This is a genomic window from Cystobacter fuscus (assembly GCF_002305875.1).
Taxonomy (GTDB): Bacteria; Myxococcota; Myxococcia; order Myxococcales; family Myxococcaceae; genus Cystobacter; species Cystobacter fuscus_A.
The window spans coordinates 7008628-7032804 of record NZ_CP022098.1; the positions used below are offsets into that span (position 1 = coordinate 7008628).

Here is a 24177-nt window from a genome sequence, read left to right on the forward strand (position 1 = left end):
TCCCCCAAGCAGCGGAGCGGAGTCCCCGGGTACGTCAGTCCTTCTCCTCCGCCGCGAAGAGGCCGGCGGCGCGCTGCAGCCGCAGGGCGGCGAGCGAGGTCTGCAAGCGCTCGGAGATGGCGCTCACCTCGGCGTTGGTCAGCGCGGAGTTGGCGTCCGCCACTTCCAGGTACGTCGCCACGCCCGCCTTGAAGCTGATCTCCGTGAGCCGCTGCGTCTCACGCGCCAGCGCCAGGGCCTCCTCGGCCTTGGACAGGTTGGAGCGGGCGTTGTCGTAGTCCAGCCGCGCCGTGGCCACTTCCTGGGTCACCTTGGTCTCCGCCTGTGTCTGGAGGGCGGAGGCCTCGGCCACCCGGGCGGACTCCTCGCGCAGGGCGACCTCGCGCAGACCGCCGTCCCACAGCGTCCACGAGCCGTTGAGCGTCAACGTCCACGTGCCCGCCTGGCCCGTGAAGCCCGCGGCGTTGGTCAACCGGTAGACACCCGAGAAGCCCACATTGGGCAGGTAGGCGAACCACGCGCCGGTGCGGCGGCCCACCGCGAGATCCAGGTTGCGCCGCGCGGCGAGCACGTCCGGACGCGCCTCCTGCGCCTTGCGGGAGAGCTCCTGGTCCACCGCCGGCACCTCGGGTACCTCGGGCAGTTGCAGGGAGAAGTTCGGCGACTCGCGCTGCAGGAGCGTGGCGAGCGCCAGCCGCGCGGAGTCATAGGAGTTGCGCGCCCGGACCAGGTCCTGCTCGGCGCGCGCCCGGTCGAGCTGCGCGCGCAGCAGGGCCACGCGCGTGACGGTGCCCGCGTCGAAGCGGATCTGCGTGTCCTTCTCGCGCGCCTGGTTGACCTCGAGGAGGAACTGCGTGGCGCGGATGGCCTCCTGGAGGCTCGCCGCGCCGAAGTAGGCCTGGGCCACGCCGAAGAGGATCTCCCGGCGCGTGTACTCCGTGTTCAGCGTGGACACTTCCTGGGCGATGCCCGCGTTGCGGATGGCGGGCCAGAGCGTCGGCGCGATGATGGCCTGGCGCACCTCGGCCTGGGCGCCGAGCTGATCATACGGCTGGATGGTGATGGGTTCTCCACCACCGGGCAGCGCGAAGACGGCCTCCGCGGAGTTGCGCGTGTAGCTGCCGCCCACCGTGATGGTGGGCAGGTAGCCGGCCCAGGCCCGGCGCGACTGCAACAGGGCCTGATCCAACCGGGCGCGCGCCACCTTCAGGTCCAGGTTCTTCTCGCGCGCCTCCTGGAGGGCCTCGTTGAGCGTGAGCACCGGCTGCGTCGCGGGCTCGGCGGCTTCAGCGGCCCCCAGGGCGAGGGATACCACCGTGAGCAGGGAGATCATGCGGCCTCCTTGCCGTGCGCCGGGCGCAGCTCGGCGAGGGTGTCGCCGCCATAGGCCCGCTCCACCTCCGCCTCGCCCGTCTCCTCGGGCGTGCGCTTGGAGCCGAACTTGCGCTTGAACCACGCCGACGCGTCATCCATCAGCGAGTACGCCACGGGAGTCACCAGCAGCGTGAGCACCAGCGACAGCGTCTGACCGCCCACCACCACGCCGGCGGTGGCCTGGTTGAAGCTCGCGCCGACGCCGCGGGAGAACAGCAGCGGGAGCATGCCCGCCACGAAGGACAACGTGGTCATCAGGATGGGGCGCAAGCGATCCTTGCTGCCGTGGACGATGGCCTCCAGCCGCGGCAGTCCCTCGCCGCGCAACTGGTTGGTGTGGTCGATCTGCAAGATGGAGTTCTTCTTCACGACGCCGAAGAGCACCAGCAGTCCGAGCATCGAGTACATGTCGAGCTGCTGCCTGAAGATGACCAGGGAGATGAGCGCGAAGGGCACGGTGAGGGGCAGAGACAGGAGGATGGTGATGGGGTGGATCCACGAGCCGAACTGCGCCGCGAGGATGAGGTACATGAAGACGAAGGCCATGCCGAAGGCCACGATGAAGTTCTGGAACGTGCGGCCAATCTCACGCGACATGCCCGCGGGCGCCGCCGAGTAGCCCGGCGGAAGCTTCGTGTCGGCGATGAGCTTGTTGAACTGCTCGACGACCTGGCCGGTGCTCACGCCCGGAATCGTGTTGGCGCTGATCATGATCTGCCGCTGGCGGTTCATGCGGTTGATCTGCGAGGGACCTTCCTCGCGCTCGAGCCTCACCACGTCCGTGAGCGGCACGGTGCCCAGACGCGTGGAAGGCACGGTGAGCTGCGAGAGCGCCTCCATGCTGTCACGCGCACCGCGCTCGGCGCGCAGCCGCACGTCGTACAGGTTGCCGGCCTCGGCGTAGTTGGACACCTCGAGACCGCCCACCGCCATCTGCATGGTGGCGGCCACGTCGGACACCTGCACGCCCAGGTCCGCGGCACGCGAGCGGTTGATGTACGCGCTCACCTCGGGCTTGCCGATGATGAGGTTGCTGTCCACGTCCACCACGCCATGGACGCTCTTGAGCTTCTCCATGAGGAGGGTGGCCTGCTTGCCCAGCTCGTCGAAGTCGGGCCCGCGCACCACGTACTGCACCGCGGCCTGGGTGCCACCGCCGCCGAACAGCGGCGCGTTGGTCACGCTCACCCGGTACTCCTTGGGCAGCTTCGAGGTGATGTCCCGGCGCACCCGGTTCATGATGTCGTCCTGGGTGTCGCTGCGCTGATCCGGGTTGACGATCTTGATGAAGAGCGCCGCCACGTTGGGCGTCTTGTCCGTGTTGTCACCGATGGTGACGAGCGTGGAGGTGGTCTCCGGAATCGTCTCGCGGATCTCCCGCGCCACGCGCTCGGCCTCCAGGAGGGTCGTCTCCAGGCTCGTGCCCTCCGGCGTGCGGATGGACACCTGGAACTGGGCCTCGTCGCTCTTGGGCAGGAAGCCCGCGGGGACCGACTTCGCCAGGGGAACGCACGAGCCCAGCGCGGCCACCGACGCCACCACGGCCACCCAGCGGTGCGCCATCACCCAGCGCAGGGCGCGCTCGTAGGTGCGCTCGATGGGCATGTAGACCTTGTCCGTGATGCGCTCGAGCAGCGGCTTGCGGCCATGGCCGTGGTCGGGCCCCGCCGCGCCGCCCACCAGCCAGCGCGCGCACAGCATGGGCGTGAGGGTGAAGGACACCACCAGCGACACGGCGATGGAGAAGGCCATCGTCCAGCCGAAGCTGGCCAGGAAGCGCCCGGGGATGCCGCCCATGAAGGCCACCGGGAGGAACACCGCGATGAGCGACAGCGTGGTGGCGAGCACCGCGAGGCCGATCTCCTTGGTGGCCAGGATGGCGGCCGGGAAGGGCTTGAGCTTCTTCTCGTGGATGAAGCGGTGGATGTTCTCGAGCACCACGATGGCGTCGTCGATGACGATGCCCACCGCGAGCGCGAGCGCCAGGAGGCTGATGGTGTTCAGGTTGAGCCCCGCCATCTGCATCATCCCGAAGGTGCCGATGATGGACACGGGAATGGCGAGCGCGGAGATGACGGTGCTGCGCCAGCTTCCCAGGAACAAGAGCACCACGAGCGCGGCGAAGAACGCGCCGAGGATGAGGTGCTCCTGCACCGCGTGCACGCTGGTGATGGTGGTCTCCGAGTTGTCGCGCACCACGTCCAGCGTGTAGCCCGGCGGCAGCGTCGCGTTGAGCTCGCCCACGCGCCGGCGCACCTCCTGCACGAGCGACACGGTGTTCTCACCCGACTGCTTGCGGATGGACAGCAGCACCGCCGGATTGCCATCGCGCCGGGCCGCCGTCGTCGCCTCCTCCTGGCCGTCCTCCACCCGGGCCACGTCCTGCACGCGCAGGATGTTGCCCCCGTTCTCGCGCAGCACGAGCTGCCCCATCTCCTCCACGCTGGTGACGCGACCCCGCAGGCGCAGGGTGAGGTTCTGCGGACCCGTCTCGATGCTGCCGCCCGGCAGCGACATGTTCTGACCGGCGATGGCGCGCTGCACTTCCGCCGCGCTCACTCCCGCCGCCCGCATCTTCACCGGATCCAGCCACACGTTCACCTGGCGCTTGGTGCCACCGATGAGCGACACCTGTCCCACGCCCTGCACCGTCTCCAGCCGGCGGCGCAGCACGCGGTCCGCGTACTCGGTGATCTCCCGCACGGGCCGGTTGGACTGCAGCGACAGGATGATGACCGGCACGGCGTCCGGATCGAACTTCTGGACGATCGGCGTCTCCACGTCCTTGGGCAGCTCGTAGGAGATCTGGTTGATGCGGTCGCGCACTTCCTGCACGGCCACGTCCACGTCCTTCTCCAGCACGAACGTGATGATGACCGTGCTGACGCCCTCGGACGTGATGGAGGACAGCTCGTCGATGCCGGCGACGGTGTTGACCGCCTCCTCGACCTTGTCGGTGATGTCCGTCTCCATCTCCTCGGCGGCGGAGCCGGGCAGACGCGTCACCACCACCACGGTGGGGAAGTCCAGCTTGGGGAAACGATCGACGGTGAGCTTCGAGTAGCCGACGCCGCCGAGCACGAGGATCAGCAGGATGAGCACCGACGCGAGGACGGGCTTACGGACACAAATACTGGCGAGCCATTGCATGGATCGAGACCCTCGGACTACTGCAGCTTCACGCCGTCGCGCAGCTCCGGCCGCGCCACCGCCACCACGCGCTCACCCACGCGCACGCCCGCCATCACCCCCACCTCGTCTCCGGAGCCCTCGCTCACCTGCACGAAGCGCTCCTCGAGCCGGCCGTCGCTCACCACGAAGAGCTTGCGCCGCCCGCCCTCGTCCACCAGCGCCGTGCGCGGCACCACCGGCAGCGGCTGCTCGCCCAGTTGCACGCGCGCGGTGGCGAACTGGCCCGGCAGCAGCGCGCGATCCTTGTTGGGCACCAGCGCCTCCACCACCAGGTCCCGGCTGCCCGAGCGCAGGCCCGCGCCCACGTACGTCACCTTGGCCTTGTGCACCACGTTGGGCGCCGCCGTGAGGGTGAACTCCACCGGCTGATCCTTCTGGATGAACGCCGCCGAGGCCTCCGGCACCGACAGCTGCAGGCGCAGCGGATCCAACGACACCAGCGTCACGATCTTCGAGGGCGGCTGTACGTACTCGCCCACGGACACCACGCGCTCGGCCACCACGCCGTCGAAGGGCGCGCGGATGGAGGCGTCCGCCACGTTGATCTCCAGCATGGCCAGGCGCGCCTGGGTGCCCGAGACCTGGGCCGCCGCGTTGCGGCACTGCGCCTGGGCGCGATCATGATCCGCCGCGGAGATGGTGCCGCTGGCGAAGAGCTTCTCGTTGCGCTCGCAGTCGGCGTTGGCCAGCACCTGCTGGCTCTTGGCCTGCACCACCTGCGCCCGCGCCTCCTCGAGGCTGGCGGAGGACGCGCGCGCGTCCAGCTTCGCCAGCACGTCCCCCTTCTTCACCACGCTGCCGCGCTCGACGTGCACGGACAGCACCTTGCCCGTCACCCCCGCGGCCACGTCCGAGTCCTCGTTGGCCAACAGCGAGCCGGTGAGCGTGAGGAAGCGCGGCACCTTCTGCTCGCCCACCGGCACCGTGTCCGCCTTCACCGCGGTCTCCGCGGCGGCTTGACGCGCCGCGGCGCCGGGCTTGTTCTCCGCCGCGTCCACCCGCGTCCCACAGCCCGCGCCCAACGTCAGCACCAGCCCGCCCACGACCACGCCCTGGAACGTCCTGCCCTGCCGATGAAGATGAAGCTTCCGCATACCGTCACTCCCGCAGGCCCTGCCCATCAGGACAGCTCCTCGGCCGAGATAGTTAGTAACGGGAAACTAACTAACGCTGGCCCCAAGGGAGTGTCAAGTCTCGGTAACTCGCGAGCGGGCAGGCGCCGGGGAGCGAGCCGGCGGACATGCCGCCTCGCGTCAACTCTGCTCTGTAAGACTGGAAAAAGTCGGGTATCGTGCGCCCTTCCCCCCTCCGAAGGAGTCGCCGTCAAGGGCCCGCCATGAACGTCGTCTTCATCTCGCCCCAGTTCCCGCCCCACTTCTTCCACTTCGTGGCCGCCTTGCGCGAACGGGGCGTCAACGTCCTGGGACTGGGGGACTGCCCCTACGATGCCCTGCGTCGGGAGCTGCGCGAGTCGCTGTCGGAGTACTTCTTCACCCCCAACCTCCACGACACCGAGGCGCTGGTGCGCGCCGTGGGCTACTTCACCTGGCGGCACGGCCGCATCCACCGCATCGACTCGCTCAACGAGACGTGGCTGGAGGTGGAGGCGCACCTGCGCGAGGCCTTCCACGTCCCGGGCCTGCTGCCCGCGGACATCGCCCGGCTGCGCTCCAAGCTGGGCATGCATGACTTGTTCAAGCAGGCGGGCCTGCCCCACCCCGACGCCACCGCCGTGCGCGACGCAGCCCAGGTGAAGGACTTCGCCCGCCGCGTGGGCTACCCGCTCGTGCTCAAGCCGGACGTGGGCGTGGGCGCCGCGCGCACCTTCAAGGTGTCCAGCGAGGCGGAGGTGGACGAGGCCTTCCGCGGGCCGCCGCTCACCGGCTATGTGGCCCAGTCCTTCGTCAAGGGCACCATCGTCACCTATGACGGGCTCGTGGACGGCAACGGCCACATCGTCTTCACCACCAGCCACGAGTACAGCGACGGCATCATGGAGTCCGTGCTCGAGCAGCGCGACCTGGCCATCTGGAGCCACCGGCAGCTGCCCCCGGCGCTCGACGCCATGGGGCGCAAGATGGTGGAGGCGCTCGGCCTGCGCGAGCGCTGGTTCCACCTGGAGTTCTTCCGCCTCGCGGACGGCAGCTTCGTCGCGCTCGAGGCCAACCTGCGGCCCCCCGGCGCCTTCGTGGTGGACATGATGAACTACGCGGGGGACACGGACGTGTACCGGCTGTGGGCCCGCCTCATCACCGGCGAGGACCTGCGCGGATTTCACTACGAGCCCAAGTACCACGTGTGTCACATCGCCCGGCGCACCGGCCGCACCTACCGCTATGGGCACTCGGAGGTGGTGGCACGCCTGGGCGAGACGCTCCTGCAGCACGCCACCCTGCCCTCCGTCTTCACCAGCGCCCTGGGCGACGAGATGTACCTCACCCGGCACCAGGACCTCGAGGCGATGCGCGAGGCGATGCGGCTCGTCCAGGCCCGGAACTGAACGAGCCGTCCGCGCGGCGCCTCAGCTCAACAGCCAGTTCATCGCGAGAGGGAGCCGGCGCTGCCAGTCCCGCTCGTGGTGGTGGCCCTCCGGCTCGAGCACGAGTGCCAGCTCGTGCTCGCCGTACCCCAGGCCCTTGAGGTGGTGGTAGAAGTCGCGCGTGGCCTCGCCGTAGCGCATGACGTAGCCCACGGGATCCACCGTCTCGTACTGGCCGGCGTCCAGGTAGATGCGCGACCAGCGCCGGGTGTGCCGGGTCCACTCGGAGAAGAAGCGGCTCCACCCCCACATCACCGAGGGCGACAGGCCACCGATGCGGCCGAACAGCTCCGGGTGCCGCCAGCCCATGTACAGGGAGATGAGACCCCCCAGCGACGAGCCCATGACGGCCGTCCACTCGGGGCCCGAGCGGGTGCGGTAGACGGACTCCACGTAGGGCTTGAGCGTCTGGGTGACGAAGCGCACGTAGGCGTCGCCGCTCGCCCGCACGTGGCTGCGCGGCTCGTCCCAGGGCGAGTACTCGGAGAGCCGGTTGTGCGTGGAGTCCACGGCGACGATGATCCACGGCTCCACCCGCCCCTCGGCCACGAGCGCATCCAGGGTGGCGTTGGCACACCACGTCTCGTAGATGGCCGACTCGGGGTGGGCGAAGACGTTCTGCCCGTCGTGCATGTAGAGCACCGGAAAGCGCCGCTCCGGCGCGTGGTCATACGCGTCCGGGGTGTAGATGCGCACGGTGCGGGAAATCCCCTCTTGGGGCGATGTGAAGTCTCGGATGATGTGGACGTAGCCCATTGACGATTCCGGCCGATTGCCGCGAAGCGCCATACTAGGCGGACTCGCCCCCTCCCGCCATCACTCCCGAGCACGGAAAAACCGCGCCACCGCCCCCCATTGCCTCGGGAGGCGGCGCGCGGCGGGAACCGATGTGCCCCTGATGTTCCCCTGGGGACCGGAGGCCTACAGCCCGCGTCCGGCCTTCAGCATGGCCTCGCCCACATACTGGCGGATCTCCTCCACCTTGGCCTCCCAGCTCTCGTGGCGGATGCGCTCGGCGCGCTCACGGGACGGGCCCGCGCCCTCGGCGAGGCACTCGTCGATCTTCCGCACGAAGTCCGCCTCGTCCGTGGCCAGCTTGCACAACCCCACCTTGCGCACCTCGGGGATGTCCGAGGAGACCACCGGCAGGCCGGCCGCCAGGTACTCGCGCACCTTGAGCGGGTTGGCGTTGAGCGTGAGCTCGTTCACCCGGAAGGGCATGAGCGCCACGTCGAAGGCGCGGCAGTAGCCGGGCAGCTCCGAGTAGGACTTGCGGCCGAGGAAGTGCACGTTGGGCAGGGCCTTGAGCGCCGAGGGATCCACGTCCGGCGCCACCTTGCCGATGATGACCACCGAGCCCTCGGGGTGCGCCTTGGCCGCCGCGGCGATCGCCTCGGTGTCCACCCAGTCGGCCACCAGCCCGAAGAAGCCCAGGATGGGCTTGGGCAGGTTCGCGATGTCCGCCGGAATGGGCGTGGACGCGTCACAGGCCTTGACGAAGTGGTTGAAGTCCACGCCGTGGCGCACCAGCACCGTGCTCGGGTTGACGCGTGCCTTGTTCTCCCGCAGCCGCTCGGCCGAGGTGATGACCAGGTCGGCGCGCTTGAGCAGTTGCTGCTCCATCTCCGCGATGTGGCGCCCATTGGTGTCGCTGAAGGCGGAGAACTCGTCCACGCAGTGGTAGACGACGAACTCCTCGCCCAGCCGTCCGGACACCGGCGCCGAGGCCGGCAGGAAGGACCAGGAGATGGGCCGCTTGAAGTGCAGCTGGCGCATGGCGCGCTGCACCTGGGCGCGCAAGAGCGAGCGGTTCAACGCGCGCACCGCCTCCGAGCCGTAGAAGGGCACCGCCAGCGGCGCGAGCACGAAGAGGTTGGGCTCCACCTCGCGCACGCCCTCGGTGAACTTCGCCAGCTTGTTCCAGATGCGCTTGACGTCGTGCGCGTTCGCCTTGGGCGCACGGTTGCCAATGCTGTTCACCCAGAGCACGCGGTTGTCGCGTGAGAGGATGCGCATGATGTGGACCTTCGACAGCGGATCCCCATCCCAGTCGTTCGAGAACACCACCAGATCCCTGCCACGAAGGGCCCGGCGGGCCAGATCCATTTCCTCACTGCGCCGCATGTAGCTCGCCTCCGACACTCGTCGATTGAGTCAAATCACCGTAAAGCTTCATCAAGACCGGTCCGGCATCGGGCGACACCACCCGCGCGGGTCCGGCTTCCAGGGCATGCAACACCCGCCGGGTCAGGTCCTCCGCGCTGCCCGCGCGGAAGGTGGTGACCCCCTCGGGCCGGGCGCACACGTCGCTCGCCACGCACGGCACGCCCAGCGCCAGCGCCTCGCGCACGGAGATGGCATCCCCGTCATGCGTGGTGGGCCGGATGAAGGCGTCGCAGCGCGCGATCAACGCGAGCGCCTCCGGGTGCGCCAGCTCTCCCAGGTTCTCCAGGAGCGACTCCACCCCATGCTCCCGGGCATCCCGCTGGAACTCCTCGGAATGCGTTCCCGGTCCGAACACCGCGAGCCCCACGCCGGGCCGCGCGTCCGCGAGCTGGCGCAGCGCACGGAACATCAACCCGCGTCCGTAGACGGGCGAGGGATGGTGCGCCATGGCCAGCAGCACCCGACGGCGCTCGCGTGCCGCCTGGATCGCCGGCGTCACCTCGCCCGGACGTACCTGCGAGCCGCAGAAGGCCGGGTACACGAGGATCTTCTCTCCGGGGACTCCGCAGCGCACGAGCGCCGCGCGCACCGCCTCGGACACGGCCACCACGTGGGAGTAGCCCATGAGCACCAGGCGCGCGAACGCCCGCCGCGACGGGGATGCGGCCAGGTAGTCCGGCAACAGCCCCGAGTGCAGGGTGATGACGCGCCTGGAGCCAGGAGCGCGCAGGGCCCCGGTGGCCGCGAGCACCCACGACTTCGGGTTGTTCCCACTGGTGTGGACATGCACCGTCCACCCCTCGCGGATGAACCCCGCGAGCCGCCGGGCGTACTGCGCCGGGGTGCGCACGGAGATGACGCCCGGGGCCGGATGGCCGCCCTTGCCAATGTCCAGCACCACCGACTCCACTCCGCGCTCGCGCAGGGAGTCGTGCATCTGCCGCACGTGGACCGCCACGCCACCATGCGGTGGCGGATAGTCGCCAACGAGGAGCACTCGCATGTGGATGCTCTCCTCGGGCGCTAGCGCGTGGCGGACGAGGCGGGAGGCATGGACTTCACCACCTCGTTGCGCCGAGCCATGGGAGGCCGCAGGCCCATCTCCCGCTCGTAGGTGGCGAGCGGATCCGGATCCTTGCGGATCTCCCGGGCCGGGATGCCACCCACCACCGAGCCGGGCGCCACGTCCTTCACCACCACGGCGTTCGCGCCGATGATGGCGAAGTCTCCGATGCGCACGTTGCCGAGAATCTTGGCGCCCGCGCCAATGCGCACGTAGTCGCCGATCACCGGCAGATCCTTGAGCCCCGAGCGGCCACCCACCGTCACCTGGTGCGAGATGAGGCAGTGGCGCCCGATCTTCGCGTCCTTGTGGATGACGATCCCCATGCCGCCATAGCCCAGCTGCGTTCCCTCGCCGATCTCCGCCTCGGGCGGGAGATACGAGCCATGCAGGAAGTGGATGGCCTTGCGCAGCACCGCGGGAAGAACAGGCACACCCCGCAGATGCAGCTTGTGCCCGAGCCGATACAGCGACATCGCATCGATCCCCATCACGCCTCTCCCCTGTTGAACCCGTTGAATAGAGCCCCAAGCTAGATACGGACCCCGAGGGCCGGGAGTCCCCCTGGACCACCCGGTGTCGGCTAGTCGAAGCTCGAAGCCATCACCCGCCGCGGCGGGCACGCGCGAGCAGCCCGAGAGGCCGCACACCCGTGGCGTACAGAACACCCACGTAGCCCAGCATGAACAGCAGCCCGGCCACGGCCAGCGGCAGCGTCCTCCAAATGAAGCCCTCGGGCAGACCACCCCATGCATGCTCCATCCCCAGGCGCAGCACGAAGACTCCCGCGGCGGCGGCGAACGCGGCGAGCGACGCCTTGCCCAGCTCGCGCCAGGGAATGATGTCGCGGATGCGCAGGCGCAGCGACGGCGTGGACAAAGCCGCCGGCACCCGGACGAGCAGCGAGCACTTGCCCACCAGCTCCGCCAGGGCCCACGACACCACGCCCCCCATCATTCCGAACTGGCGCACGCCCACCCAGACGAGCGGCACCGTCACCACCGCCTTGATGAGGTAGGACAGGAAGATGGCCCGCGTGTGTCCCCGGGCCCGCAGCACCCCGTCCATGGGCAGGATGGCGAGCACCACGCCCACCACGCTCACGCGGAAGATGGGCACGGCGGGCAGGAACTTCGCGCCGAACAGCGCCCCGATGAACTCGGGCGCGGCGGCGAAGAGGAACGCGGCGAAGGGCAGGAAGAGGAAGGCCAGCTTGCCCGCGGCCTCGCGAAACGCCCCCACGCCCTCCTCCAGCCGGCCCTGCTTCTCCAGCTCGCCCAGGCGCACCATGAGCACCTCGCTCGTGGGCGTGTAGAGCAGATCCACCACGGGCAACTGGAAGCAACCCACGCGGTAGAGCGCGTACAGGGCCGGGCTCACCACGCCCGCCACCATGTAGAGGTGGGCGTTCTGCTGCGGAATCGCGAGCGCCATGGCCGCTCCGAAGGGAGCCGCGTAGACGAGCTGCTGACGCCACAGCTCCGCGCGCGCCAGCGGTCCGGTGGTTCCCCGCGGCGCCACCACCCACGTGGCCACGTAGCGCAGGAAGGTGAAGCCCACCACCGCCAGCATCATCCCATGCAGGCCGGCGCCCAACAGGCACGGCACCACCATGGCGGCCGCGCGCACGGCGTCCGACACCAGATAGACGACTGCCGACTGCTTCGTCCTGCCCTGGCTGGTGAGGGAAATCTCCAGCGGGAAGGAGCCGAGCAGGAAGGCGGTATAGAGCGCCAGTGTCCCCCGGTGCTCGAGCAGCGCCGGGTTGCCGAAATGGTTGGCGACCAGGCCGAGCAGTCCCCACACCAGCGCCGCGGCCACCGCCCCCGCGCCGGACATGAAGAGCAGCGTCTGCCCCAGCCACGGCCGCTTCTCCTCCGCGCGCGGCAGGAAGTAGTAGAGGCTCTGCACCACCCCGAAGGGCAGCACGTAGTAGAGCGTCGTGGCGATGAGGAAGAGCTGGTAGTAGGTGCCGTACTCCTCGAGGCTCAGCACCCGCGCCAGCACCAGGGGAATGGACAGCGTCAGCCCGGCGGTGAACAACCGGGCCAGCACCAGGGGGCCCGCCTTCCCCATGAACGAAGCGGCGGGCGCGGCGGACCCCGACTTCTCACTCACCAGGCGGCTCCTTCCGTCATGATGATGGGATTGGCCGTGTTGGCCCCGGAGGGAAGGACCTCCTGCCCCTCCTTCTTGAGGCGCTGCGGACGCCGGCCCAGCACCGGCTCGCGCATGCCGAGCGTGCCGAAGCAGTCATCCAGCTGGCACACCGTGAGGCTCGACGAGTAGCCGCCCGTCACGCCCACGCTGAAGTTCTCCCACAGCACCTTGCGCTTGAGGGTGAAGGGGTTGCCGCCGATGCGGTTGTTCATGTCCTCGGTGGTGACGGCCGAGCGGAAGCCGTTGCGCATCAGCACGTCGATGACGTCGTCCGAGTACCAGCCGTTGCAGTAGGCGAAGTCGCGCACGGGCTTGCCGAGCTCCCGCTCGATGACGGCCTTGGACTCGCGCACCTCGCGCTCCACCACGTCGAGCGGCTCGTGCGTGAGCACCACGTGGCCGAGCGTGTGCGCGCCGAACTCGAAGCCGTCCCGCGACATGGTGCGCACCTCGTCCCAGTCCATCAGATCGCCCTGCTCGGGCAGCAGCTGCGCGTCCGGACCGAGCCGCTCCTCCAGCGCGCGGATGGTGTCCATGAGCGTGGCCGAGGAGTGCACGCCGATGAAGTCATCGAGCGCCGCGGACAGGCGCTTGCGCCCGGACATCACCTCCACCATCAGCCCCGCGGCCGGCTCGGGCAGCACGTCGAACAGCGGCTGATAGCCCTTGGCCTGGACGCTGTGCACCAGGTGGAAGAGCCGATCATGGTTGAAGCGGTAATTGGTGCCGATGAGATCCGCCGGCAGGTAGGTGATGGCCGGCACGCCCATCTCCTTCAGGACGGGATAGGCGTAGCGGTACACGTCCCGGTAGCCATCGTCGAAGGTGACGACGCACAGGTCGTCGTGCGCGGTGCGCGCCCCCGACATCACGTCCAGCGCCTCACCCAGGGTCGCGAACTTGTAGCCCGCCGCCGACAGGCCCTCCAGGTGCCGCCGGAACGTCTCCTGGGAGATGAGCAACCCCGGAATGGAGCGCTGCAGCTCACCAAAGAAGTCCTCCACCACCCGGTGGTAGCTGACGATGAGAATGCGCCGCCCACCCGACTGATGCCGCCGGTAGGCCGCCAGCGCCTTGCGCAACCCACTGTGGTGCAACACCCCGGCCGCCGCGGACTTCATCGCCCTCCGAACAACCCCTCGCATGTCCATCGCTGATTCCTCTCCAGATGACGCCGCATGCTTCTCGCCCCGGATGGTTTGCACGCGGTGTGCCATCCACGGGGCCCTCTCACGCCGGGCAAGCGAGTCATCGAGAAGGGTAAGTCCGTTCTCTCGCCATGAAGTTCACGCGGAAAGATCGGCGCAAGTGAGGTGTCTTCGGCCGGAAAGAGCATGCGTTCCGCCGAAGACAAGGGGTACCTCGCATGGCTGGCCGCCTGCTGGTGGGGCCAGGAGGGCTGAAGACCTCTGTCTCGAGATCTGAAAAAACTTCCACTTCGTAGGCGGATGTAGGGAGGACCCCAGGGCGAGGAAAGTGCCCTCCCAGGGCGATCTCCTGCCCCTACGGGGAGCCCTCGTGACCGCGCGGTCCCGTCCCCTGTCCAGGCAGCCGGAGGTGCTTTCGCTGGAGTGCGAAGAAGTTTCCAGTTACGAACGCTCCCGCCGATGGACGCCACCCCCACCGCGCCCCCCGCGCTCGCCCTCCACGATGTCAGCAAGCGGTATGGCCGCCATTGGGCGCTCGCGCGCCTGAGCTATGCCCTGCCCCAGGGCCGCTCCCTGCTGCTCACCGGTCACAACGGTTCCGGAAAGACGACGCTCCTGCGGCTGGTGGCCACGGCGCTCTCCCCCACCCACGGCCGGGTGGAGGTGCGGGGCCTGGACTGCGTGGCCCAGCGCGACAGCGTGCGCCGCGAGGTCGCCCTGCTGTCCCACGCGAGCTTCCTCTATGAGGACCTCACCGCCCAGCAGAACCTGGTGGTGCTCGCGCGGCTGCTCGGGATGGAGTCCCCCTCGGACGTGGCGGACACGCTGCTGATCAAGGTGGGCCTGACGAAGCGCTCGCAGAGTCCCGTGCGCCAGTTCTCCGCCGGCATGCGCAAGCGCCTGGCCATCGCCCGGTTGCTGCTCAAGACGCCCGCGGTGGCGCTGCTGGACGAGCCCTTCGGGGAGCTGGATCCCGCGGGCATCCAGGCCATGGAGAAGATCATCGCCGAGCTGAAGGAGTCCGGGGTCACGGTGGTGCTGGCCACGCACCTCATCGAGCAGGGGCTGAGCCTGTGCGAGGAGCGGCTGCACCTGTCGGATGGACGGGCGGTGGCGGCATGAGGCCCGGGCGCTCCATTTCCCTGCCGAGGTCGGTGGGAGTCCTGCTGGCCAAGGATCTGCTCATCGAGTGGCGCACGCGCGCGCGCCTCAACGCGCTCGTCTTCTTCGCGCTCGCCACGCTGCTGCTCTTCTCGTTCGCGGTGGGGCCGGACACGAAGCTGCTGGCGCGCAACGCCGGGGGCTACCTGTGGCTCGCGCTGCTCTTCGCCAGCGTGCTCGCCCTGGGCGAGTCCTTCCGGGTGGAGCAGGAGAACCTCACCCTGGACGGGCTGCGGCTGGCCCCGGCGGACGCGCGCGCCATCTTCCTGTCCAAGGCGGTGGGCAACACCCTGCTGCTCGTGGCGCTGGGCGCGCTGCTCATCCCCGTCATGGTGGCGCTCTATGGCGTGCAGGTGGCCATGGGCCCCCTCCCCTTCGCGATCACCCTGCTGCTCGGCTGCATGGCCATCAGCGCGCCGGGCACGGTGTACTCGGCCATCGCCAGCAACGCGCGGGCAAGAGACGTGCTGCTCCCGCTGTTGCTTTTCCCACTCATCATTCCGGCACTGCTCGCCGCCGCCAAGGCGACGGCGCTCGTGCTCCAGGGTGATCCCATGGAACAGCTCGGCTCATGGTACGGGCTGCTTTCCGGGTTCAACCTGATTTATTGGGGGCTAGGCTTCGCGCTCTTCCCCCGGGTCATCGAGGATTGAGATCGTCATGAACACGGTGCTGCAGCTGGTATCGACGACAGCGGCGTTGGTGTCCGTCGCGCTGGGAATCTACCTGGGCGTGAAGTGGGCGCCGGTGGGCTCGCGCTTCAACGCCCGGCCGGCGCTCTATGCCATGACGGGGGCGGCGGTGGCGCTGCTGGCGCTCGGGTCGTGGATGGGCCTGGTCTGGACGCCGCCCGAGCGGGAGATGGGGCACGTCTACCGCATCATCTACGTGCACGTGCCGGCCATGTGGATGGCCATGCTGGCGCTGGTGCTCAACTTCGGCTGCTGCATCGCCTACCTCTTCAAGGCGAGCTGGAAGACGGACGCGCTGGCGGAGGCGGCGGCCGAGGTGGGGTTGCTGTTCGGCACCTACGGCCTGGTGCTCGGCTCCATCTGGGGCAAGCCCACCTGGGGCGTGTACTGGGACTGGGATCCGCGGCTGACGGCCATGGCCATCATGCTGGTGACGTACGTGGGCTACACGGCGCTGCGCCGCTTCGTGGAGGATCCGGAGAAGCGCGCGGTGTGGAGCTCCGTGGTGGGCATCATCTCCGGCATCAACATGCCCATCGTCTGGAAGAGCGTGCAGTGGTGGCGCAGCCTGCACCAGGTGCAGTCCACGCCCAAGACGGTGGATCCGGACATGGTGTTGGCGCTGCGCGTCAACGCGTGGGCCTCGCTCATCCTGCTCGTGCTCTTCCTGTTGCACCGCTACCGCATCGCCCTCGCCACGCGCGAGGCGGAGGTGGCCCTGCCCTCGGCGCTGCCCACGGACACGCGCGCCAATCCCTCGGAGGTGGTCTGATGATGTCGGCACTGCACACGGGTCTCGTGCTCGCCGAGGTGGGCGTGGGTCGCATCCAGGGAGGCTGGGGCTACATCTGGAGCTCCTACGCCATCGCCTGGGGCTCGCTCGCGCTCTATGCCCTGTCCCTGTGGCTGCGCCGTCCCGGCAAGGCCGTGAATGACTCGAAGGAGTTAGCGCCATGACGCAGCAGACGCGCAACCGTCTCATCGCCGTGGTGGCCTTGCTGGTGGCCGGCGGCGGCCTGTCCCTGGTGGCCGTTGGCAACATCGGGGAGAACCTCGTCTACTACTGGCGGCCCTCGGAGATGCTGGCCCAGGGAAGCAAGGCCTACGGCCCCATCATCCGCCTGGGCGGCCAGGTGCAGCCGGGCAGCATCCAGTGGGACGAGCAACACACCACCCTGCACTTCCGCGTCATGGACGACGAGAAGCCGGGCGCGCCGCAGGTGCTCGTGCGCACCAACGAGGTGCCGCCGCAGATGTTCCGCGAGCGCATCGGCGTGGTGGTGGAGGGCACCTTCGACGCGTCCCAGACGTTCCAGGGCAGCCGGCTCATGGTGAACCACTCCAACGAGTACCGGGCGCCCAAGACGGATGACGACGTGAAGAAGATGTTCGAGGAGATGCAGAAGCAGGAAGCCACCACGGCGGCGAGGACTCCGTGAAGGCGACGCTCGGCTATGCGCTGGTGCTCGGGGGGCTCGCGTTCGCGAGCTTCGGGGCGCTGGTGGGACTGGTGAGCGGGATGCGCCGCAACGACGCGGCCTTCCCCTGGGTGCTGCGCTGCGTGTACGGCTTCGCCGCCTGCATGGTGGGCGCCAACCTCGTCATGGAGTGGGCGCTGCTCACCGATGACTTCAGCGTCCAGTACGTGGCGCAGGTGGGCAGCCGCGCCACGCCGACGATCTACAAGATCGTCTCGCTGTGGAGCGCGCTGGAAGGCTCCATCCTCTTCTGGGGCCTCATCATGGGCGGCTACGTGCTGGCGTTCGCGCTGACGCACCGGCGCGAGCACGCGCGCTACATGTCGCTCGCGCTGGGCACCATGCTCGCGGTGGGTGTCTTCTTCAGCTTCCTCATCGCGGGGCCGGCCAACCCCTTCCACGCGATGTCGCCGGTGCCCCCGGATGGGCCGGGCCCCAACGCGCTTCTGCAGAACCACTACCTGATGATCATCCACCCGCCCATGCTGTACCTGGGCTACGTGGGGATGACGGTGCCCTTCGGCATCGCCGTGGCGGCGCTCTTGCGCGGCGAGATGGGGGATGCGTGGATGGCGCCCCTGCGGCGCTGGACGCTCTTCGCCTGGCTGTTCCTGTCCATCGGCATCATCCTCGGCGCGTGGTGGGCGTACGCGGTGCTCGGCTGGGGCGGCTACTGGGCGTGGGATCCGGTGGAGAACGCGTCCTTCCTGCCATGGCTGACGTCCACCGCCTTCATGCACTCCACGCTCGTGCACGAGCGCAAGAAGATGCTCAAGCTGTGGACACTGAGCCTGGTGCTCTCCAGCTTCGTGCTCACGGTGCTGGGCACGTTCATGACGCGCTCGGGCATCTTCAACTCGGTGCACAGCTTCACCCAGTCGGACATCGGGCCCACGTTCCTGGTGTTCATCGCGCTCCTGCTCTTCGTGTCCATCACGCTCCTGGCCGTGCGCGGGCCGCTGCTGGTGGCCGAGAGTCAGATCAAGTCGCTCCTGTCGCGTGAGACGACCATCCTGGTGAACAACCTGGTGTTCGTGGCCATCACCTTCACGGTGCTGCTCGGCACGCTCTACCCGCTCATCTCCGAGGCGGTGCGCGGCATCAAGGTGAGCGTGGGCGAGCCGTACTTCAACAAGATGGCGGTGCCCGGCGGTGTCATGGTGCTCTTCCTCATGGGCGTGGGGCCGATGCTGCCCTGGGGCAGCGCGGATCCGAAGACGGTGCGCGAGCGCTTCTGGATTCCGGCGGCGGTGGGCGTGGCGATCGTCGCCGCGTGCCTCGCCGGAGGCCTGAGGGGCTTCTACCCGCTGCTCACCTTCGGGCTGGCGGGCTTCGTCACCGTCATCACCCTGCGCGAGCTCTTCCTGCCGGTGAAGGTGCGCATGAGCGAGCACCGCGAGGGCTTCGTCACGGCGCTCGTGGGCAGTGCCACCAAGGCGCGCCGGCGCTTCGGCGGCTACATCGTCCACCTGGGCATCGTCGTCATCCTCGTGGCGGTGGGCGCCTCGTCGGCCTACGTGACGCGCACCTCGGGCACGGTGCGCGTGGGCCAGACGCTGAAGATCGGCGACTACGGGGTGAAGTACCTGGGGCTCGCGAGTGGCAAGGAGCCACACCGCACCTTCGTGGCCACGCGCGTGGAGGTGACGGCGCCCAACGGCGAGGTCAGCGAGATGGCCCCCCGGATGAACTACTACGAGACGATGACGGATCCGGTGGGCACGCCCGCGGTGCGCTCGACTCCGAAGGAGGACCTGTACCTGTCGTTGATGGCCTTCTCCGAGGACCGGGGCACGGCGAGCTTCAACGCGTGGATCTTCCCGCTGGTGGGGTGGATCTGGTGGAGCATCCCCCTGCTGGTGCTCGGCACGCTCATCGCGCTGTGGCCGGCGCGCCGGGCCCGGGCGGTGGTGGAGTCGCGCCCCCCCGTGGCGAGCGCGCCTCCTGACTCGGAGGGTGAAATGAACCGGGGGACGGCATGAAGTGGCGAATCACGCTGAGCTTCGTCGCGCTGTGTCTGGCGCTGGTGGGAGTGCTCTACAAGGGCTTCGGGCGCAACCCGCACGAGGTGCCCTTCATGCTCAAGGGCCAGCCGGCGCCCTCCTTCACCCTGGCGGCGCTGGACAGCGGCGAGCGGGTGAGCCTGGCGGAGCTCAAGGGCCGGCCGGTGGTGCTCAACTTCTGGGCGTCCTGGTGTGGCCCCTGCAAGATGGAGCACCCGGTGCTCGAGTGGGGCACGCGGGAGTTCGGCCACCAGGCCCAGTTCCTGGGGGTGCTCTTCGAGGACACCGAGGACAACGCGCGGCAGTTCCTGATGCAGTGGGGCGCGAGCTTCCCGCAGCTGGTGGATCCGCGCTCGCGCATGGCGGTGGACTACGGGGTGGCGGGCGTGCCGGAGACGTACTTCATCGATCGCCAGGGCATCATCCGGGGCAAGCACGTGGGCCCGATCGATCCGCAGACGATGGCGACGTGGATGAAGGAGTTGACCGCGGAAGGGCCCACCGCCAAGCAGTGAGTCAGCAGACGCCGCCCCGGCTCGGGGCCGCGTGAGGGTTCGGGGAGCGGAGGCCATACCCATGCCGTGCCTGGAGTGCGGAGACGTCGCGCGGGATATCACCCTGCGCTATTGCGAGAACTGTGGGGCGACGATGCCCACGCCCCCACCCGGAGCGCGCCGCACGGCCGCACGGCCCGCCCTCGCGAGCGAGAAGCTCGCCGCACCGGCGCGCATCGTCCAGCCTGGAGATGACACCGACGTGCAGCCGGCGGTCGCTCCGGCCGGACACGTCGCGAGGGAGCCGGAACGCACGGAGACGGAGGAGTCCCGGGGTCCGCCCTACGATGGACCCATCTGGCTGGCGCACGTGCCGGCCCACTCGCCGAGCGTGCTGGGCGTGGGGCTGCTGGCGGTGGCGCTGGTGCTCTCCATCCTGCCCTTCTTCGCCGACGTCGGGCCGTTCTGGTCGCTGGTGACGTTGACGGGAGGCTGGCTGGTGGTGGCGCGGGAGCTGCGCGCGGTGGACCAGCGGCACGCGTTGGTGGACTGGGTGCCCGACTCCCTGCTGCACCCGGCGGTGCCCGCGCTGTACGCGGTGGTGGTGGCGGCGCTGGCGATCCGGATGCTCGGCGTGGGTGTCACCCCGGTGTTGTGGGCGGGAGGCGCCGCACTGATCGGCTTCGATCAGTACCGCAAGGTGTACGTGGGAGAGGACGGCTGGAGCCGCTTCTTCGATCCGCGCCAGTTGCGGGTCGGACTGGCCCCCGTGGCACTCGCCGGCGTGGCGCTGTGCCTGCTGTCGCTGTTCCTCTCCTGGGAGCCCGGGGCCACCTCGGCGACCGCCCGGGGCCCCATCCCCTCGGGGCTGCCGCAATTGCGCGTGATGGATCAGACGCCCGCCTCGTCCGACGTCGTCTACAACCTGCTCGACATGCCGCACGACGCGGGTTGGGATCAGCCCCTGTCCGTCTTCGTGGCGCTGCTGCTGTTCGGAGTGTTGGGACTGATGGCGTTGCGCCCGGAGGTGCCTCGCCCCGAGGCGCTGCGCTTCGCGCCCCTGGGGGTGCTGGTGGTGTGCCTCGCGTGGCTGATCTTCAACGGCGTCCTGTCGTGGGGGCCCGTGTTGTTCCTGGTGGGCCTGGTGGCGACGGGATTCGTCTCGGTGTACGGCTCCCTCTCGTTCTCACGCGAGGCCTGAGCGGGCGCGCGGGGCCCCCCTCTCGGGAGGCCCCTGGAACGGCTCAGCTCTCCTCGCCTTCCTCCAGGAGCTGCGCGATGCCGGTGCCGGTGGCGCCGGGCAGGCGGCGGACGCTCGCGAGGTGGTGCAGGAGCAGGCTGCGGTTGTCGCCCACGGAGAGGTTCTGCATCTCCAGGGCGCCGATGCGATCCTCGGGGCTGAAGGCGGCCTCGACCTTCTCCATGGAGAGCTTGCTCGGATCGTAGGACATGTGCTCGGCCTGGGTGTCGAGCAGGGTGTAGTCGTCGCCGCGGCGCAGTTCCAGGGTGACGCTGCCGGTGATGCTGGGGGCCACCCACCGGGTGAGCGAGTCCTTGAGCAGCAGGGCCTCGGGATCGAACCACTTGCCCTCGTAGAGCAGCCGGCCGAGGCGGCGGCCCAGGGTGAAGTAGAGGTCCGAGGTGTTCTCGTTGTGGATGGAGGACAGCAGGCGCTCGTAGACGATGTGGAGCAGCGCCATGCCGGGGGCCTCGTAGATGCCGCGGCTCTTGGCGTCGATGACGCGGTTCTCGATCTGATCGCTCGAGCCCAGGCCGTGCCGCCCGCCGATGCGGTTGCACTCGAGGAACAGCTCGAAGGGGGAGTCGAAGCGCTTGCCGTTGAGGGACACGGGCAGGCCCTGGGCGAACTCCACGGTGATGCGCTCGGCGCGGATGTCCACCTCGGGGCGCCAGTGCGCCACGCTCATGATGGGCTCCACGATGTTCATGCCCTTGTTCAGGTGCTCCAGATCCTTGGCCTCGTGCGTGGCGCCCAGCACGTTGGCGTCGGTGGAGTAGGCCTTCTCGGTGCCCATGCGGTAGGGCAGTTGGAGCGAGTTCAGGTACTCGCTCATCTCCTTGCGGCCACCGAAGGCGCTGACGAACTCGGGATCCAGCCAGGGCTTGTAGATGTGCAGCGCCGGGTCCACGAGGATGCCGTAGCGGTAGAAGCGCTGGATGTCGTTGCCCTTGTGGGTGCTGCCGTCGCCGAAGACGTGCACGCCGTCCTCGCGCATGGCGCGCACGATGGCGGTGGTGGTGACGGCGCGGCCGAGCGGCGTGGTGTTGAAGTACTTCTTGCCGCCCACGGACAGGTGGAAGGCGCCGCACTGGATGGCGACGAGGCCCTCGCGCACCATGGCCTCGCGGCAGTCCACGAGCTTCGCCTGCTTGGCGCCATGGCCCAGGGCGATGGGGGGGATGTCGGCGGGGTTCTTCTCGTCGGGTTGGGCGAGGTCGGCCGTGTAGGCGTACACGTCGAGTCCCTTGCGGGACATCCACGCGACGGCGGCGCGGGTGTCGAGACCGCCCGAGAAGGCGAGACCGATACGGGTACCAGCGGGAGGAAGCGAACGGTAGATGCGGCTCATGACGCGGCGCCCTAGCACGGAATGACCCGGACGTCCCGTGTCTCCTATGCGATACCACTCCACCATGAGGGACCCGACCCCTACCTGGAGTGGAGTGCGCCTCGCCCTGCTCCTGATGCTCTGCCTGCTGTCCTGGGGGTGCTCTGCCATCCCTCCCGCACCGGGGGACGACTCGATCCGGGCCCGGCTCAAGGCGTGCCTGCTGGTGGGAGACATGGCGTGTGTCGTCGACCAGTACCTGGTGCTCCAGGACATCGGGCGGATGCCAGGGTGGCTGGTGGCGTTCCAGAACGCCTTCGCCGTCACCAACCGCAAGGCGGGCGAGTGCGAGAAGGTCGCGCGACTCGTCCACCAGGGACTCGTCAAACTCGGTGAGCGACCGGAATTCATCCGCTTCTCGGTCAGTGGCCCGTCACCAGTACGAGTGCTGGGCTTCGATGAGACCGCACAAGGAGTGGTGGTCAAAACCCATCAGGTCTCCACAATGGGTGTGCATGTCGCCATTCGGCTGGGAAACAAGATCATTGACGCCTACACAGGTCTGAGCGGGTTGCCCTTTCAGGACTACGTGGCCCGGCTCCGCACGAGCCCGGGCAACAGGATCGTCGACGAGGTGGTCAAAGAGCTATGACCGAGAAGCGAGTCGTCAAAGAAGAGCCGATTCCAGAGCAGTGGCGTGGTCGAAGGGTAGGCCTCATGGATGCACTGCTCTATGCCCGACAACAGATTCTCGAGAAGCGTGGACTCTGGTTCGTCACTGGCTTTGACACCATCGAGTCGCTCGTCGCGTTCACGATGGGCTGGGCTTCCAATACCCAATTCAACGGAGAGAGCGATCAGGAGTGGTGCGACTTCCTGGATTGGTTCGACGACGTGGAACCCGCCGCGCGCTACGAGGGCTGGCACGTGACGTTCCTGCGCGAGTGCGGCGGGGACCACGAGCGCGCGGTCCTGAAGTTCCTCGAGCGCGCCCACGAGTTCGTCTCCTCACGCCGCTCGGCCCCCAACCCCTGAGAATTCCAGGCGGTTTCGTACAATCCGGCGACCCTTCCGCTTCGGCACGGGTGACCTGTCCGAAACATTCGTGCTAACCGCTCTCCCATGAGGGTCCCGACCTCCACTCGGAGTGGGATGCGCCCCGCCCTGCTCCTACTGCTCTGCCTGCTGCCCCTGGGGGTGCTCGGCAATCCCCCCATGCCGGGGGACGACTCGATCCGGGCCCGGCTCAAGGCCTGCCTCCTGGTGGGGGACATGGCGTGTGTCGTCGACCAGTACCTGGCGCTCAAGGACATCGGGCGGATGCCGGGCTGGCTCGTGTCCTTCCAGGGCGCCTTCTCCGTCGCCAACCGCAAGGCGGGCAAGTGCGAGAAGGTCGCTCGGCTCGTCCACCAGGGGTTGGTCAAACTCAGGCAACAACCCGAAGTCTTGCGTTTCACCGTCCAGGGCGACACCAAATTGCTGGGATTCAATGAGATCTCCAATGGAGTTCTCGTCCGAAGCCATCAAGTCGCGCTCACCGGGCAACATGTGGCCGTCAAATGGGGGGAAAAGGTCATCGACGCCTACACGGGTCTCGCGGGTCTTCCCCTGTCCGAGTACATGGCTCGGCTCAGTACAGCGGCCTCCAGCCATGTCGTCTACGAGGTGGCACGAGCACCATGAGTGAGAAGAAGATCGCCAAAGTGGAACCGATGCCGGAGGAGTGGCGCGGACGTCGAGTCGGACTCATGGATGCCCTGCTGTACGCACGCCAGCGCATTCTTGAAAAACGGGGTCTCTGGTCCGTGACTGGCTTTGACACCGTCGAGTCGCTCTTCGCGTTCACCATGGGGTGGGCCTCCAATACCCAGTTCAACGGAGGCGAGGATCTGGAATGGCAGGAGTTCTGGGATTGGCTCCGGGACGTGAAGAAGGAGATGCCACCGGAGGGCTGGCACGCGAAGTACCTGCGCGACTGCGACGGGGACCACGAGCGCGCGGCCCTGAAGTTCCTCGACTTCGCCCACGAGTTCGTCTCCCTGCGTCGCGCATCACCCAACCCCTGAGAATTCCAGGCGATTCCGTACAATCCGGCGACACTTCTGCTTCGGCACGAGTGACCTGTCCGAAACATTCG

At 68.5% G+C, this 24177-nt stretch carries 23 protein-coding genes; 13 read left to right on the forward strand and 10 right to left on the reverse strand.

Annotated features, from left to right (window positions below; genetic code table 11):
• Positions 1-34 precede the first annotated feature (34 nt).
• From CYFUS_RS28510 to CYFUS_RS28520, 3 genes are read right to left on the reverse strand one after another with little or no spacing between them, the layout of a single operon-like run.
• Positions 35-1333, reverse strand: a complete 1299-nt coding sequence (locus tag CYFUS_RS28510) for a TolC family protein (protein ID WP_095988095.1) — start codon at positions 1331-1333, stop codon at positions 35-37.
• On the reverse strand, positions 1330-4524 hold the full coding sequence (locus CYFUS_RS28515) for an efflux RND transporter permease subunit (RefSeq protein WP_095988096.1): 3195 nt from the start codon (positions 4522-4524) through the stop codon (positions 1330-1332). The genes CYFUS_RS28510 and CYFUS_RS28515 overlap by 4 nt, the downstream gene beginning before the upstream one ends.
• Before the next feature lie 17 nt (positions 4525-4541).
• On the reverse strand, positions 4542-5660 hold the full coding sequence (locus CYFUS_RS28520) for an efflux RND transporter periplasmic adaptor subunit (protein WP_157758706.1): 1119 nt from the start codon (positions 5658-5660) through the stop codon (positions 4542-4544).
• 242 nt (positions 5661-5902) lie between these two features.
• Here CYFUS_RS28520 and CYFUS_RS28525 point away from each other — a divergent pair, with 242 nt between their 5' ends.
• Positions 5903-7066, forward strand: a complete 1164-nt coding sequence (locus CYFUS_RS28525) for an ATP-grasp domain-containing protein (RefSeq protein ID WP_095988098.1) — start codon at positions 5903-5905, stop codon at positions 7064-7066.
• A 21-nt stretch (positions 7067-7087) separates the two neighbouring features.
• Here CYFUS_RS28525 and CYFUS_RS28530 read toward each other — a convergent pair whose 3' ends face one another.
• The 6 genes from CYFUS_RS28530 to CYFUS_RS28555 all read right to left on the reverse strand — a co-directional run bounded on the left by CYFUS_RS28530 (position 7088) and on the right by CYFUS_RS28555 (position 13564).
• Complete coding sequence (locus tag CYFUS_RS28530) at positions 7088-7861, reverse strand: alpha/beta hydrolase (RefSeq protein ID WP_095988099.1); 774 nt, start codon at positions 7859-7861, stop codon at positions 7088-7090.
• A gap of 165 nt (positions 7862-8026) precedes the next feature.
• The gene (locus CYFUS_RS28535; RefSeq protein WP_095992282.1) at positions 8027-9229 is read right to left on the reverse strand and encodes a glycosyltransferase; all 1203 of its coding nucleotides are present in this window, start codon (positions 9227-9229) and stop codon (positions 8027-8029) included.
• Positions 9216-10274, reverse strand: coding sequence for a glycosyltransferase family 4 protein (locus tag CYFUS_RS28540; RefSeq protein ID WP_095988100.1), 1059 nt, complete (start codon positions 10272-10274; stop codon positions 9216-9218). Before CYFUS_RS28540 ends, CYFUS_RS28535 begins: the two co-directional genes overlap by 14 nt.
• Positions 10275-10294: 20 nt before the next feature.
• Positions 10295-10825 (reverse strand): serine O-acetyltransferase, encoded by a 531-nt coding sequence (locus tag CYFUS_RS28545; RefSeq protein ID WP_095988101.1) that lies wholly within the window; start codon positions 10823-10825, stop codon positions 10295-10297.
• A gap of 112 nt (positions 10826-10937) precedes the next feature.
• On the reverse strand, positions 10938-12452 hold the full coding sequence (locus tag CYFUS_RS28550) for an oligosaccharide flippase family protein (RefSeq protein ID WP_198316133.1): 1515 nt from the start codon (positions 12450-12452) through the stop codon (positions 10938-10940).
• Positions 12449-13564 carry a polysaccharide deacetylase family protein gene (locus CYFUS_RS28555; RefSeq protein ID WP_232537839.1) on the reverse strand — a complete coding sequence of 372 codons (1116 nt, stop codon included), beginning with the start codon at positions 13562-13564 and terminating at the stop codon, positions 12449-12451. Before CYFUS_RS28555 ends, CYFUS_RS28550 begins: the two co-directional genes overlap by 4 nt.
• A 537-nt stretch (positions 13565-14101) precedes the next feature.
• Between CYFUS_RS28555 and ccmA the strand changes: the two genes are divergently transcribed.
• The 8 genes from ccmA to CYFUS_RS28595 all read left to right on the forward strand — a co-directional run bounded on the left by ccmA (position 14102) and on the right by CYFUS_RS28595 (position 20671).
• Positions 14102-14764, forward strand: coding sequence for a heme ABC exporter ATP-binding protein CcmA (gene ccmA, locus CYFUS_RS28560; RefSeq protein ID WP_095988103.1), 663 nt, complete (start codon positions 14102-14104; stop codon positions 14762-14764).
• Positions 14761-15456 carry a heme exporter protein CcmB gene (locus CYFUS_RS28565; RefSeq protein WP_095988104.1) on the forward strand — a complete coding sequence of 232 codons (696 nt, stop codon included), beginning with the start codon at positions 14761-14763 and terminating at the stop codon, positions 15454-15456. The genes ccmA and CYFUS_RS28565 overlap by 4 nt, the downstream gene beginning before the upstream one ends.
• Positions 15457-15463: 7 nt before the next feature.
• The gene (ccsA, locus tag CYFUS_RS28570; RefSeq protein ID WP_232536861.1) at positions 15464-16267 is read left to right on the forward strand and encodes a cytochrome c biogenesis protein CcsA; all 804 of its coding nucleotides are present in this window, start codon (positions 15464-15466) and stop codon (positions 16265-16267) included.
• Positions 16267-16452 (forward strand): hypothetical protein, encoded by a 186-nt coding sequence (locus CYFUS_RS28575; protein WP_232536862.1) that lies wholly within the window; start codon positions 16267-16269, stop codon positions 16450-16452. Before ccsA ends, CYFUS_RS28575 begins: the two co-directional genes overlap by 1 nt.
• Positions 16449-16934 (forward strand): cytochrome c maturation protein CcmE, encoded by a 486-nt coding sequence (locus CYFUS_RS28580; protein WP_095988105.1) that lies wholly within the window; start codon positions 16449-16451, stop codon positions 16932-16934. Before CYFUS_RS28575 ends, CYFUS_RS28580 begins: the two co-directional genes overlap by 4 nt.
• Entirely contained in the window at positions 16931-18955 is a 2025-nt protein-coding gene (locus CYFUS_RS28585; RefSeq protein ID WP_095988106.1) for a heme lyase CcmF/NrfE family subunit, read from the forward strand. Before CYFUS_RS28580 ends, CYFUS_RS28585 begins: the two co-directional genes overlap by 4 nt.
• The gene (locus tag CYFUS_RS28590; protein WP_095988107.1) at positions 18952-19491 is read left to right on the forward strand and encodes a TlpA family protein disulfide reductase; all 540 of its coding nucleotides are present in this window, start codon (positions 18952-18954) and stop codon (positions 19489-19491) included. Before CYFUS_RS28585 ends, CYFUS_RS28590 begins: the two co-directional genes overlap by 4 nt.
• Positions 19492-19552: 61 nt before the next feature.
• Complete coding sequence (locus CYFUS_RS28595; protein WP_095988108.1) at positions 19553-20671, forward strand: hypothetical protein; 1119 nt, start codon at positions 19553-19555, stop codon at positions 20669-20671.
• A 43-nt stretch (positions 20672-20714) separates the two neighbouring features.
• On the opposite strand, the gene argG is transcribed toward CYFUS_RS28595, so the two are convergent.
• The gene (gene argG / locus CYFUS_RS28600) at positions 20715-22061 is read right to left on the reverse strand and encodes an argininosuccinate synthase (protein WP_095988109.1); all 1347 of its coding nucleotides are present in this window, start codon (positions 22059-22061) and stop codon (positions 20715-20717) included.
• Positions 22062-22155: 94 nt separating this feature from the next.
• Here argG and CYFUS_RS28605 point away from each other — a divergent pair, with 94 nt between their 5' ends.
• The 4 genes from CYFUS_RS28605 (at position 22156) to CYFUS_RS28620 (ending at position 24106) form a co-directional block, all read left to right on the forward strand.
• Positions 22156-22692, forward strand: a complete 537-nt coding sequence (locus CYFUS_RS28605) for a hypothetical protein (protein ID WP_095988110.1) — start codon at positions 22156-22158, stop codon at positions 22690-22692.
• Positions 22693-22757: 65 nt separating this feature from the next.
• Positions 22758-23075 carry a hypothetical protein gene (locus CYFUS_RS28610; protein ID WP_095988111.1) on the forward strand — a complete coding sequence of 106 codons (318 nt, stop codon included), beginning with the start codon at positions 22758-22760 and terminating at the stop codon, positions 23073-23075.
• A 117-nt stretch (positions 23076-23192) separates the two neighbouring features.
• Positions 23193-23723, forward strand: coding sequence for a hypothetical protein (locus CYFUS_RS28615; protein WP_095988112.1), 531 nt, complete (start codon positions 23193-23195; stop codon positions 23721-23723).
• Positions 23720-24106 carry a hypothetical protein gene (locus CYFUS_RS28620; protein ID WP_095988113.1) on the forward strand — a complete coding sequence of 129 codons (387 nt, stop codon included), beginning with the start codon at positions 23720-23722 and terminating at the stop codon, positions 24104-24106. Before CYFUS_RS28615 ends, CYFUS_RS28620 begins: the two co-directional genes overlap by 4 nt.
• The last annotated feature ends 71 nt before the right edge of the window (positions 24107-24177 follow it).